We start from the raw sequence: 12,593 nt of genomic DNA, 5'->3' as shown, positions 1-12,593 counted from the left end.
CATCCGGCCCCTGCGCTGCGCGCAGGGGTTCCCTCGCGCCGGCGTCGCTCCGGGAGGACCGCGCTTAGGGACCCTCCTGGTCCCAAGCGCTTGACGGGCATCCATGCCCGTCACCTCCCTGCGCAACGCCTATGCTCGGCCTCCTGAGGTCGCGGTTGGCGGTGATTGGGCTACCGCGCACTAAGATCAACGGCAACAGCAACAGCAACAGCAACGGCAACGGCAAGGGCAACGGCAACGGCAACGGCAACGGCAACGGCAACGGCAACGGCAACGGCAACGGCAACGGCAACGGCGATTCGATCGCGCAGCGCTCCGATAAATCTGCCCCACCGCCCTGCTCTAAGCGCGCCCTCGTGCAGACGCCGCCACTCGCGACCTCAGGAGGCCGAGCAGAGGTGGCATGGAGGGGGTTGACGGGCATGGATGCCCGTCAAGCGCTTGGGGCCATGGATGGCCCCTAAGCGCGGTACCCCCGGAGTGCCACCGGCGCGAGGGAACCCCGCAGCGCAGCGAAGGGGCCGGATGCGGGAGCAAGCGGTTTTTGCCCCCTTTTTTCCAAGAAAATCTATGGTCACCCCCTTTTTTGCAATACTGATCATTGGGTGAAATGGATGGCTTGCGTAAATCTATCCGGCGTCGATTGGGCTGGTATCCCGCGCCACGATGAGTATTCGCACCTGGCGATCCTAATAAAGTAAGCGGCTTCTGAGAGCCAATTTTTCTTCCAGGATCATCGCCAGGCCGATCGGCCGTTTATTTCATCCGTTGTTCAGCTATCGCAAAACCTGATGGTAAAACTCGGTGTAGCACAACGGGGTCAGGCGTTCAGCGCGCCTGGCTCCGTTTCATATTGCGAGTGTCGAGTGGCAATAGCCCACGCGATGCGTGCCAGTTTGTTGGCCAACGCGCAGGCCACCACGTTGGAGTGGCGTCGTGTTGATAGCGTACGTACCCAGTCGGCCAATGGGCCACTCTGGTACTTCAAACGAAGCATGTAGACACGGGCGCAGAGCACCAGCAAATGCCGAAGGTTCTTGTCGCCACGTTTGCTGATTCCCAGCAAAGTCGGCTTGCCGCCGGTGCTGTATTGCCTGGGGACCAAGCCTACGGATGCTGCAAAATCACGACTGCTGCCGTACTGCCGAGCGTCTCCCATTTCTACGGCCAGCAGGCTGGCGGTGATCGGCCCGACACACGGAATAGTCAGCAAACGACTACCCAGATCATCGTCAGCCAGCTGGCTTGCCAGCTCTTCATCCAGCAGCTTGATCTGCTCGGTCAGGTAGACGAAGTGATCATGCAGGCGCTGCAGCAGTGCGACGAGGCGTACAGGCAGGTCGTGCTCTTCAAGCACTGAAGCGAGGCGTTTGATCACCGCCAGTCCCGTTGGCAGGCTGACGCCGAACTCGAGCAGGAAACCATGCATCTGGTTCACCGTTTTGGTCCGGTCGCGAATCAGTGATTCACGCATCCGATGAGAAACAGAGAGCGTCTGCTGCTCAGGCGATTTTGGCGTCACAAAGCGCATGGAAGGTCGGGAAGCGGCTTCACAGATGGCTTGCGCATCGACAAAGTCATTCTTGTTGCCCTTGACGAAAGCCTTAACGAACTGAGGTGAAATCAGCTTTGCTTCATGCCCTATCGCTTTGATTTCTCGCGCCAGGCAGTGTGAGCCAGCACAGGCCTCCATCACTACCGTGCAAGGGGGATGATTGGCCAGAAACCGCATCATCTGCGGTCTTGAACATTTCTTGCGCAACACTTCTTTGCCGGACTTTTCCTGGGCGTGTAGGTGGAAAGTATGTTTGCCGATGTCGATGCCGATCAGGGTCACGTTGCTCATGATGACGGTCTCCGAAGTAAAAACACCCTACGAAAGCGTACGCCTCGTAGGGTGCCGGGGTGACCATCTCATTAAGGGGGTCGCCGTAAGGGCGAAAAGGTGACTAAGCATCACCAAAAAATCCGGATACCCCCCCCCGGCCCCCAACAAAAACCACCCTCAGAAAAGCAAAAGCTGCCGCCCCGTCAACCCCGCAAAATCATCCCCCACAAACGGCAAGATGGCATCCGCCACCGGCTGCAACTGCCGACTCAGGTAATGCTCATGATCCACAGGCGAGCGCCGCTCCTCCAAAGGCTCCGGCCCCGCCACGGTCATGACGTAACTGATCCAGCCCCCCCGCTGATACTGCAAAGGCCGCCCAACCCGCCGGTTGTACTCATCAGCCAACCGCGCCGCCCGCACATGCGGCGGTACGTTGTGCTGATAGTCGCTCAAAGGCCGCCGCAACCGCTTGCGATACACCAGCAACTCATCCAGCTCCCCCGCCAACGTACGCCCCACGAACTCGCGCACATACTCGCGATACGGCTGATCGCGAAAGATCCGCCCATACAGCTCCTGCTGAAACAGCCGCGCCAACGGCGACCAGTCGGTGCGCACCGATTCCAGCCCCTTGTACACCACCTCGTCGTGCCCCTCGCCACGCTGCACCAGACCGGCATAGCGCTTCTTGCTACCCTCCTCCGTGCCGCGAATGGTGGGCATCAGAAACCGCCGGTAATGCGTCTCGAACTGCAGCTCCAGCGCGCTGTCCAGCCCCATCTCAGTGCTCAAGTGCTCGCGCCACCACTGGTTGACCTGCGCCACCAGGGCGCGGCCGATCTGCGCCACCAGGGCGCGGCCGATCTGCGCCGCCGCCTCCTCGCCATGGGCACCCTTGAGCCAGACGAACGTCGAGTCGGTATCGCCATAGATCACCTCCAACCCTTGCGCCTCGATCAGTGCACGGGTCTGGCGCATGATCTGGTGCCCGCGCAAGGTGATCGACGACGCCAGGCGCGGGTCGAAAAAGCGGCAACCGCTGGAGCCCAATACCCCGTAGAACGCATTCATGATGATCTTGAGCGCCTGGGACAGCGGCGCGTTGCCCACCTGCTTGGCCGCCTCGCGGCCCTGCCAGACCCGCTCGACGATGGCGGGCAGGCAGTGTCGGGTACGGGAAAACCGCGCCCCTCGAAAGCCCTCCACCGAATGCAACTCATCCGGCTCGCGCAGGCCCTCGATCAAGCCCACCGGATCGATCAGAAAGGTGCGGATGATCGACGGATAGAGACTCTTGTAGTCCAGCACCAGCACCGACTCGTACAGCCCGGGTCGCGAATCCATGACGAATCCGCCCGGACTGGCCTCGCCGTCGCGCTCGCCCAGGTTCGGCGCGACGAAACCCTGGCGGTGCATGGCCGGGATGTACAGATGACCGAACGCCGCCACCGAGCCGCCGCTGCGGTCGGCCGGCAGACCTGTGACCGAAGCACGCTCGAGCAGAAAGTCCAGCAGCCGGGTGTGCTCGAAGATCGCCGTGACCAGCTCGCAGTCCTTGAGGTTGTAGCGCGCCAGCGCCGGCTTGTCCTCGGCGAACATACGGTTGATTTCGTCCATGCGCTGGTACGGCGTGGAAATCGCCTTGCCCTCGCCGAGCAAGGTCTGGGCGACGTTCTCCAGGCTGAACGACGGAAAACTCCAGGTCGCCGAGCGCAGCGCCTCGACGCCATCGATCAGCAGGCGGCCCGGCGCGTCGGCGAAGAAGTGGGTGCGGCTGCCATGCTCGCGCAAGGTCATGGGCGCACCGTCACGGCCCAGGTACAACGGCACCTTCAAACGTTGGGCATGCTCGTGGAGCACGCGCAGGTCGAACTGGATGACGTTCCAGCCGATGATCGCGTCCGGGTCATGGTGAGCCAACCACTGGTTGAGGCAGTCGAGCAACGCGGCGCGGTCGTCGCAGTAGTGCAGTTCGAAGTCCACCGACTGTGCGTCGCCATTGGGCGGGCCGAGCATGTACACCACGCGCTGCCCGCAACCGTGCAGGCCGATGCTGTAGAGCTCGCCGCGCTCGGTGGTCTCGATGTCCAGCGATACCAGCCGCAGCCGTGGCCGATAGTGCGGATGCGGTTTGAGTTGGGCGCGCTCCAGCGTGCCTTGACCGTCGTCGTGGCCACCGAACAGCACCGGCGCGGTGATGAAGCGCTCCATCAGGTAGCGTTCCGGTGGGCGGATATCGGCTTCGAAGACCTCGACGCCTGCCTCGCGCAGGCGGCGCTCCAACGCCATCAACTGCCGGTGCTGTTGGCAATACAGGCCCATGACCGGACGCTGCTGAAAGTCGCGCAACTGCAGCGGGCGCAACTGCGCGCCCGGCTCGTCGGCCAGCAGCGCGCGAGCATGGGCGGCCTGCTCGGCCGGCACGAAGGCCACCGAGGTCTGCGGCGCCAGACGCACTCGGCGCGGCCCCTGGTCGGTGGCCAGCCAGAACTCCACGCAGGTCCCCTCGGGCGTGTCGTGCCAATGGCGGGTCAGGACGAACCCCTGCTGCAGCGTCACAGCCACCTCGAAATAGTCATCAGGTCGGCGAGTCTAACGGCTTTGCGCCACTACCGGGATCTTTATACCCACCGACCGGACCGTTGGGCAGTTGTGAAAAATTCGTCGAAATCGATACCCTCACCGCTTCCGCACCACGACAAATCCTGACACACTTATTGCTAATCGTTCTCATACGTACTCGCAATAAGGACAAATCCGGCATGATCCCCGCTGCCCCGCCCCGCCGCTTCGCGCCCAACCTGCTGGCCCTCGCCCTCTGCACCACACCGCTGGCCAATGCCATGGCCGAAGACGCCCCTACCCCCGGTGTTCTGGAACTCGGCGCCACCGAAATCAGCGACAACCGCCTGGGCAGCACCACCGAAGGCACCACGTCGTACACCACCGGTGCCATGGAAACCGCTACCAAGCTGCCCCTGAGCCTGCGCGAGACGCCACAGGCCGTGACCGTGGTCACGCGCCAGCGCATGGACGACCAGAACATGACCAGCATCAACGACGTGGCCCGCTACACGCCGGGCCTGTTCCTCAACCAGTCCAGCGGCCCCGGTCGGCAGACCTACACCGCCCGTGGCTTCGATGTCGACAACCTGATGTACGACGGCATCCCCAGCGCCTACAGCGGCTGGGTGGTCGGCGCTCAGCCCAACCTGGCCATGTTCGACCGTGTCGAGGTGGTGCGCGGCGCCACCGGGCTGGTCACCGGCGCCGGTACACCCTCGGCCGCCATCAACCTGGTGCGCAAGCGCCCGCTACCTGGCCAGGCCGTGACCCTCACCGGCGCTGCCGGCACCTGGGACAACTACCGTGGCGAACTGGACGCTTCCAGCCCGCTCAACGACAGCGGCACCCTACGCGGGCGCGTGGTGACCTCCTGGCAGGACAGCAATGGCTTCCGTGATGGCCAGCAGGAGAACCATGGCCTGTTCTACGCCGTCAGCGAAGCCGACCTGAGCGATGACACCACCCTGACCCTGGGCTTCTCGCACCAGAAGGACAAGACCAACGTGTTCTGGGGCTCGATCCCCACCGACCTCAATGGTCATCACCAACGCCTGTCGCGCTCATACAACCCAGGCAGCGACTGGGAAGACAAGGACCAGGAAATCAACACGCTGTTCGCCGAGGTGCGACAGCAACTGGCCAATGATTGGAAACTGCAGGTCAACGCCAACTACAGCGAACAGAACGCGCTGTTCCGAGGCTCCTACCAATCACGCTGGCGGGCGGACAAGGCGTTGCAGCGTACCGTCTACCAGTCTGCCCACGACGAGAACCAGCTAGGCCTGGACGCCTTCGCCAGTGGCCCGTTCGAGCTGCTGGGACGCGAGCACGAACTGGTGCTCGGCGCAGCCAAGCGCATCTACGACATGGATGAGCGCGACTACAGCCCGTATGACCCCAACTACCCGCTCAACGGCGGCAAGCCGGACTTCGTCCATACCAGCAACAATCGCTACCAGATCAATCAGGAAGGCGTCTACGCCACCACCCGCCTGAGCCTGGCCGACCCGCTCACGCTCATCCTCGGCGCACGCCTGGACTGGTACGACTACGACAAGCGCGGCAGCGACGACGGCGACTATAAGGTCACCCGCAACGTCACCCGTTACGGCGGGCTCATCTACGAGCTGGACGAGCACCACTCGGTGTATGCCAGCTACACCGACATCTTCACCCCGCAGGACGGCAAGGACACCTCCGGCAAGCCGATCATCCCCATCGTCGGCAAGAACTACGAAGTGGGCATCAAGGGTGAATACTTCGACGGTGCGCTCAATGCCAGCATCGCCGTGTTCCGCATCGACCAGGAAAACCGCCAGGTCGAAGTGAGCCTGGCCAACTGCCCACAACTGACCTGCTACCAGGCCTCCGGGGAAGTGCGCAGCCAGGGTATCGACTTCGAGCTGCAGGGCGCCCTCACCGACCAGTGGCAGGTCGGCACCGGCTACACCTACGCCCGCGTGCACACGATCAAGGACGACAACAACCCGGCCGCCGTCAACAAACCGCTGAACTCCGACACGCCCGAGCATCAGTTCAAGCTGTTCACCACCTACCGCTTCCAAGGTCCGCTGGACAAGCTGCGCGTGGGCGGCGGCGTGACCTGGCAAAGCCGGATGTACAACGACATCCCGGTCAACGGCAGCACCTATCGCCTGCAGCAGGGCAGCTACGCGGTCACCGACCTGATGGCCGGCTACCAGGTCAATCGCCACCTCGACCTGCAGCTCAACGCCAACAACGTCTTCGACCGCCGCTACTACTCGTCGATCTCCGAGTCAGTGGACTATGGCGGCGACAACTTCGGCGATCCACGCAACCTGATGCTCACCGCCAAGTACAGCTTCTGACCCCACCTCGGCGCACGGACGCGCCAGCCCGCCGCGTGGCGTCTAGCCCTCCTCGACCAACAAGCGCCCCACTCGCTCGAGCAGATCGCCGATCTTGAACGGTTTGATCAGCAAGTCCATGCGCGGCGCCAGGAACGACTGGCGGTCCTGGGCGGTTTCGGCATAGCCGGTCATGAACAGCACCGGCAGTTCAGGGCGCACCTCGCGGGCCAGGTCGGCCAGTTCCCGACCGCTGAGCACCGGCAGGCCGACATCGGTCAACAGCAGGTCGAACGGGGTCTGGCCACGCAGCAGCTCCAGTGCCTGCTCGACCCCGGCCACCGTGGTGCAGCGATAACCGGCATCGGCCAGCGCTTCGGCCAGCGGCATGCGCACTGCGGCAACATCGTCGACGATCAGCAGGTGCTCACCGCTGCCGCGCAGCTCGGGCTGCTGCGGCGGCTCGACGTCGATGGCCAGGTCGTCCGTGGCCGGTAGCATCAGGCGTACTTCGGTGCCATGCCCGACCACGCTGTCGAGATGGACGTGACCACCGGACTGACGGGCGAAACCATAAATGGTCGACAGGCCCAGCCCTGTGCCCTGCCCCAGTGGCTTGGTGGTGAAGAACGGGTCGAATACCTTGTCCAGCACACTGGGGTCGATGCCCTGGCCGTCATCGCGCACGCTGATCGCCAGGTACGGGCCGTCCAACAGGTTGGGGTCGCCGTGCGACCACACTGAACTGGTGGTGATCCAGATCTGTCCGCCACGCGGCAAGGCGTCGCGGGCGTTGATCACCAGGTTGAGCACCGCGCTTTCCAACTGCACCGGGTCGACCAGCGCGGTGGCCGGCTTGTTCGACAGCTGCAGCCTGAGCGTCACCCGCTCGCCGATGGTGCGGTTGAGCAACTCCTCCAACGACCGTACGTGGGCGTTGACATCCACCGGCCGGGTGTCGAGCGGCTGCTGGCGGGCGAACGCCAGCAACCGATGGGTCAGCGCCGCCCCGCTCATGGCCGAGTTCAGCGCGGCTTCGGCATAGATCGGCACCCGCTCCGGGCGCCCGTCGGCGATCCGTTTGCGGATCAGCTCCAGGCTGGTGATGATGCCGGTCAGCAGGTTGTTGAAGTCATGGGCGATGCCGCCTGTGAGACTACCCAGCGCGTCCATCTTCTGCAGTTGCAGCAACTGTGCTTCGGTGCGCGCATGTTCGGCGACCTTCTCCGCCAGTTGCAGGGTGGTGGCGTCCAGGCGCTCCAGGTGCGAACGCTCGCGGTGCCGGTGTTCGGTGATGTCCTCGACGAAGACCAGGCACAGGCCAGGCGCCTGGTAAGGCGACAACTGCCACTCGGTCTCGCGCAACTGGCCCTCGACGCTCATCAGCAAGGTGCCACGCCAACGCTCGCCTTCGACCAGGTGCTGGCAGAGGTTGGCGATGGCTGCCTCCTGGCCGGGCGCAAAGCACTCGCGCAACTGGCGCCGGTCTTGGTTGTCCTGGGTCAGGCGCACGAACGCCTCGTTGCATTCGGCCACGCCCAACTGGCAATCGAGCACTGCGATCGGTGCCGACACGTTGTTGAAGATCTCGCGAAAGCGCGCTTCGCTGTGCCGCAGGGCCTGCTCGGCATCGCGCACACGCAGCAGCGTACGCAGGGTGGCCAGGAGCACGTCTGGGTCCACCGGATGCACCAGATACGCATCGGCACCGGCGTCCAGGCCGGTGATGATGTCGCCGCTGTGGATCGACGCCGCCGACACATGAATCACCGGCAACAAAACCGTGGCCGGATCCTTGCGCAGCAGCCGGACGATGTCGAAACCGCTCATGTCCGGCAGGTTGACGTCCAGGATCAGCGCATCGATGGCCTCACTGGCGATCAGCGCCAAGCCCTCGCCGCCGGTGGCAGCCTCCAGTACCTGATAGCCGTGCAACGCCAAGCGACGGCGCAAGGCATAGCGGGTGGCATAGTTGTCATCGACGATGAGCAAGCGGGTCTCAGCACGCATCGGCATCCCCCTGCGCCAGGGCCAGTGGGATGGTGACGAAGAACGAGGATCCGACGCCCGGCGAACTCTCCATGCCCACCTCACCGCCCAGCAGTTCGGCGAACCGCTTGCACAGCGACAGGCCCAGCCCGGTGCCCCGCAGACGTTTCTGCAGCGGCGAGTCGATCTGGTTGAAATCTTCGAACAGCACGTCGTGCAGATCGGCGGCGATACCGATGCCGGTATCGCTGACCGAGAAGCGCACCCGATCATTGCCCTCCAGGCGCGCGCAGACGCGCACTTCGCCACGCGGGGTGAACTTCAGGGCGTTGGAAATGAAGTTACGCAGAATCTGCGCCAGCTTCTTGTCGTCGGTGTACAGCTGTGGCAGCCCTGCCGGCTCTTCGAAGATCAGGTCCACCGCCGAGCCTTCGACGATGGGCCGGAACATGCCGCGCAAGGCCGAGAACAGGTCGAGCATGTGGAACCAGGCCGGCGAGATGGTGATGCGTCCGGCCTCGATCTTGGCCAGGTCCAACAGGTCGTCGACCATGTCCGACAGCTCGCGCGAGGCCATGCTGATGAACGTCACCTGCTTGTGCTGCTCGGGCGACAGTGGGCCGTCGAGTTCGTCGCTGAGCAGGCTGGTGATGCTCAGGATCGACCCCAGCGGGGTGCGAAACTCATGGCTCATGTACGACAGGAAGCGACTCTTGAGGTCCGACGCCTCGCGCAGTTGCTCGGCCTGGGTGTCCAATTCGGCATAGAGCGCCAAGACGCCTTGGTTGGTCTCTTCCAGTTCCGCACGCAGGGCGTGGTTCTCCGCCTGCAATCGGGCAATGGCAGCGCCTTGTTCGGGGCTGTCGGGGTGAAGCTGTTCAGGCATGAACGCCCTCCAGGTCGATGACCATGATCGTTACATCGTCGCGGCCACGGCAGAAATCACGGTGCAGCACCGCCGCCACCAGGGCGGGATGACGGTAGGCCAGGCCTGGGTAGTCCTTCAGGTCCCACCTGGACTGCAGGCCATCGCTGTAGAGAATCAACAGGTTGTCGTTCACCTGAGGGTAGTCGAACACCTGCACCTTGCGGTATTGCCCGCCGACGATGCCAGGCATCGAGGCCAGTCCACGGGCGCGCTCGCGCCCCAGCAGCACGCCTCCGATATTGCCGATGCCGGCGAACGTCAGGCGCTCGAGTGCGGCGTCATGCTGGATCACGGCCACCGCCCCGCCGCGCGTCGCCCCCATGGCGCCGTGCAAACGCTCGACCACCCGCGCCGGCGCGTCGTAGGGCGCCTGAGCAAAGGCCGTCTCGCCCGCGTCCGCTGCCGTTCGCGCGTGCTCGCCATGGCCGAGGCCGTCGATCATCAGCACGCTCAAGTGACCCTCCTGCTTGGCCACGTACCAGCCGTCGCCGCACACCGTCTCGCCTGGCAGGGTGTGCTGGCACACGCCGATACGCAGATCGCGACGGTCCTGGCGCGGGCCGTGCACGCGGGCCAGCAGTGCCGTGCCACGCGCATCGCTGTACAGGTCGAACGTGTCGGCCAGGCGCTCGATGGCGCCCAGACCGATCCCCTGGGTGCCACTGGTGGAGAAGCCGTCGGTCAGGCACGCGGCGCGATCGAATCCCTGGGCGCGATCAATGGCCAGCAGTTCCAGCACCGCCCCTTCGGCGTGCGGCCAGGCGCGCAGGTGCAAGGCCCCGCGCTCGGCATGCTTGATGATGTTGCTGGCCAGTTCGGTGGCCAGCAGCGCCGCGCGCTCGCCATCGGCCTCGGCCAGTGCGTGGCGCTGGGCCAGTTCGCGCACCTGACGCCGGGCGTGGCCGACGTGGCTGGGGTCATCGATGACGATGAGCTGGGTGAGACTACCGCGCAGATTCATGTCCATCGCGTGATCGTCACCCGTGTGCCCTCACCCACCGCCGTATCCAGCTCGAACTCGTCGACCAGCCGACGCGCACCGGTCAGGCCCAAACCCAGGCCGTTGCCGGAGGTCCAACCGTCGGTGAGCGCCAGACCGATGTCGGCGATGCCCGGGCCTTCATCGCGAAACAGCACGCGCACGCCCACGCGGGCGCCGTCGTCCAGCACCTGCCAATCCATGTCGCCGCCACCGCCGTAAACCACGGTGTTGCGCGCCAGCTCGCTGACGGCGGTCACCAGCTTGGTCAAGTCGACCAGGCGCATGCCGCATTCGCTGGCCAGCTTGCGCACCAGTTGCCGGGCCAGCACCACGTCTTGCTCGATACGCACCGGATGGCTGCCGCTGTCGCGTACGTTCATGAGCGCTGAGTCCGCTGACGCAGCACCTGCATGCCGCGCTCGACATTCAGCGCCGTGCTGACCCCCGGCAAACTCAAGCCGAGCTCGACCAGGGTGATGGCCACGGCCGGCTGCATGCCGACCACCATGGTCTGCGCGTCCATCAGGCGCGACAGGCTGGCGATCTGCGCGATCATGCGGCCGATGAAGGAGTCGACCATGTCCAGCGCGGAAATGTCGATGAGCACGCCGCGCGCGGAGGTGCGGCTGATACGGTCGGTGAGATCGTCCTGCAGGCGCAGGGCGAGCTGGTCATGCATGTCGACCTGGATGGTCACCAGCAGGAACTCGCCCATCTGGAGAATCGGGATGCGTTCCATAGTGTCAGCCGCGCCCGACCAGGCTCACGCCCAGGCGCGAGAGGGCCAGTTGCAGGGCATCGGCGAGGTTGGCCTTGGTGGTCAAGGTGCCCAGATCCAGGCCCAGGTGCACGATGGTCTGCGCGATCTGCGGGCGCACGCCGCTGATGATGCAGTCCGCGCCCATGAGGCGGATGGCGGTGACGGTCTTGAGTAGATGCTGGGCAACCAAGGTATCGACAGTCGGCACGCCGGTGATGTCGATGATGGCGATCTCCGAGCCGGTGTCGACGATGCGCTGCAACAGCGACTCCATGACGGTCTGGCTGCGTTGGGAGTCCAGGGTGCCGATCAGCGGCAGGGCCAGCACACCGTCCCACAGCTTGACGACCGGAGTAGACAGCTCGAGCAGCTCTTCCTGCTGGCGCTTGATCACTTCTTCGCGGGTTTTCTGGTAGACGCGCATGGTGTACATGCCGAGCGTGTCGAGCAGCCCGGAGATTTCCCAGAGCTGCTCGGCGAGCAGTTGCGGCTGATCGGCGTAGACCGATTGCAGCAGGCCGAACAAGGGCGCCTTGAGGGCGAAGATGAAGAAGGTGGTCTGGTGCGAGTCGTGTCCGAGACGGGCGCGGCTGGCCGAGAGGCGATCGAGGAAACGGCGGACCTCTTCCCAGCCGGCAGCGTTGATATCGGCGCCATGCTTGGCACGGGTGGTCAGGGTCAGGACCTGGAGAAACTCCTGGGCTTCCTGGGTGAGTTCCTGTTCCTTGATATTGCGGGTAGCGCCCGTGGCTTGCAGGGCCTTGAGCCAACCCTCGAGCAGTTGCTGCTGGTGGGTTTCCATCGCATTCAACGTGCTGTCTTGCAGTGCTGCCATTGTGGGCTCCTGAGGGCTGATAGGGGGGTGTCTTGTGATTTGCACCTGGGCCCCTGAATACCGACCACCCTGGGGCTCAATAGTTGTATGCGTTGAGGTGGGGGGGTGGTCGCGATTGGCCATCTTAAGCTGAATTGGGCGGGGGGTTTGGGTATTTTTGAGGGGTTGGAGGGGATTGGGTTTGGGGGGGATTATCCGGTGGCTGTGGTGAGGCTGAATCACCTTTTCGCCTTTACGGCGACCCTCTTTTTTGCTTGGAAAAAAGAGGGGCAAAAACCGCTTGCTCCCGCATCCGGCCCCTGCGCTGCGCGCAGGGGTTCCCTCGCGCCGGCGTCGCTCCGGGAGGACCGCGCTTAGGGACCCTCCTGGTCCC

The 12,593-nt window shown here is 64.2% G+C and carries 10 protein-coding genes; 2 read left to right on the top strand and 8 right to left on the bottom strand.

The annotated features are described in order from the left end of the window. Positions 1–131 precede the first annotated feature (131 nt). Positions 132–464, top strand: a complete 333-nt coding sequence (locus tag Q7C30_RS00165; protein ID WP_317870159.1) for a hypothetical protein — start codon at positions 132–134, stop codon at positions 462–464. Between the two features lie 356 nt (positions 465–820). Here Q7C30_RS00165 and Q7C30_RS00160 read toward each other — a convergent pair whose 3' ends face one another. Next, complete coding sequence (locus Q7C30_RS00160; protein ID WP_317870157.1) at positions 821–1,846, bottom strand: IS110 family transposase; 1,026 nt, start codon at positions 1,844–1,846, stop codon at positions 821–823. A 159-nt stretch (positions 1,847–2,005) separates the two neighbouring features. After that, a complete protein-coding gene (locus Q7C30_RS00155) occupies positions 2,006–4,390 on the bottom strand; it encodes a DNA polymerase II (RefSeq protein WP_317870155.1) in 2,385 nt (794 codons plus the stop codon). Positions 4,391–4,593: 203 nt separating this feature from the next. Here Q7C30_RS00155 and Q7C30_RS00150 point away from each other — a divergent pair, with 203 nt between their 5' ends. Then, complete coding sequence (locus Q7C30_RS00150) at positions 4,594–6,747, top strand: TonB-dependent siderophore receptor (RefSeq protein WP_317870154.1); 2,154 nt, start codon at positions 4,594–4,596, stop codon at positions 6,745–6,747. 42 nt (positions 6,748–6,789) lie between these two features. On the opposite strand, the gene Q7C30_RS00145 is transcribed toward Q7C30_RS00150, so the two are convergent. The 6 genes from Q7C30_RS00145 to Q7C30_RS00120 are packed head-to-tail and all read right to left on the bottom strand — an operon-like array spanning position 6,790 to position 12,220. Beyond that, positions 6,790–8,736 (bottom strand): response regulator, encoded by a 1,947-nt coding sequence (locus Q7C30_RS00145; protein WP_039583138.1) that lies wholly within the window; start codon positions 8,734–8,736, stop codon positions 6,790–6,792. After that, the gene (locus tag Q7C30_RS00140) at positions 8,726–9,601 is read right to left on the bottom strand and encodes an ATP-binding protein (protein ID WP_317870152.1); all 876 of its coding nucleotides are present in this window, start codon (positions 9,599–9,601) and stop codon (positions 8,726–8,728) included. The genes Q7C30_RS00145 and Q7C30_RS00140 overlap by 11 nt, the downstream gene beginning before the upstream one ends. Further along, positions 9,594–10,610, bottom strand: coding sequence for an ATP-binding protein (locus Q7C30_RS00135; RefSeq protein WP_317870150.1), 1,017 nt, complete (start codon positions 10,608–10,610; stop codon positions 9,594–9,596). The genes Q7C30_RS00140 and Q7C30_RS00135 overlap by 8 nt, the downstream gene beginning before the upstream one ends. Then, positions 10,601–11,005 (bottom strand): anti-sigma regulatory factor, encoded by a 405-nt coding sequence (locus Q7C30_RS00130; protein WP_317870148.1) that lies wholly within the window; start codon positions 11,003–11,005, stop codon positions 10,601–10,603. Before Q7C30_RS00130 ends, Q7C30_RS00135 begins: the two co-directional genes overlap by 10 nt. Next, entirely contained in the window at positions 11,002–11,364 is a 363-nt protein-coding gene (locus Q7C30_RS00125; RefSeq protein WP_029615277.1) for an STAS domain-containing protein, read from the bottom strand. Before Q7C30_RS00125 ends, Q7C30_RS00130 begins: the two co-directional genes overlap by 4 nt. A 4-nt stretch (positions 11,365–11,368) precedes the next feature. Further along, positions 11,369–12,220, bottom strand: coding sequence for an STAS domain-containing protein (locus tag Q7C30_RS00120; protein ID WP_317870146.1), 852 nt, complete (start codon positions 12,218–12,220; stop codon positions 11,369–11,371). Positions 12,221–12,593 lie beyond the last annotated feature (373 nt).

It is taken from the genome of Pseudomonas sp. RAC1, from assembly GCF_030658255.1.
GTDB lineage: Bacteria > Pseudomonadota > Gammaproteobacteria > Pseudomonadales > Pseudomonadaceae > Aquipseudomonas > Aquipseudomonas boreofloridensis.
Note: the sequence above shows the minus strand (reverse complement) of the source record. Positions and strands in the feature narration are given on the sequence as shown.

Excerpts from the sequence above, each read along its gene's own strand:
- Q7C30_RS00165 (WP_317870159.1), top strand. The coding sequence starts at position 132 with ATGCTCGGCCTCCTGAGGTCGCGGTTGGCGGTGATTGGGCTACCGCGC.
- Q7C30_RS00160 (WP_317870157.1), bottom strand. The coding sequence starts at position 1,846 with ATGAGCAACGTGACCCTGATCGGCATCGACATCGGCAAACATACTTTC.
- Q7C30_RS00150 (WP_317870154.1), top strand. The coding sequence starts at position 4,594 with ATGATCCCCGCTGCCCCGCCCCGCCGCTTCGCGCCCAACCTGCTGGCC.
- Q7C30_RS00145 (WP_039583138.1), bottom strand. The coding sequence starts at position 8,736 with ATGCGTGCTGAGACCCGCTTGCTCATCGTCGATGACAACTATGCCACC.
- Q7C30_RS00140 (WP_317870152.1), bottom strand. The coding sequence starts at position 9,601 with ATGCCTGAACAGCTTCACCCCGACAGCCCCGAACAAGGCGCTGCCATT.
- Q7C30_RS00135 (WP_317870150.1), bottom strand. The coding sequence starts at position 10,610 with ATGGACATGAATCTGCGCGGTAGTCTCACCCAGCTCATCGTCATCGAT.
- Q7C30_RS00130 (WP_317870148.1), bottom strand. The coding sequence starts at position 11,005 with ATGAACGTACGCGACAGCGGCAGCCATCCGGTGCGTATCGAGCAAGAC.
- Q7C30_RS00125 (WP_029615277.1), bottom strand. The coding sequence starts at position 11,364 with ATGGAACGCATCCCGATTCTCCAGATGGGCGAGTTCCTGCTGGTGACC.
- Q7C30_RS00120 (WP_317870146.1), bottom strand. The coding sequence starts at position 12,220 with ATGGCAGCACTGCAAGACAGCACGTTGAATGCGATGGAAACCCACCAG.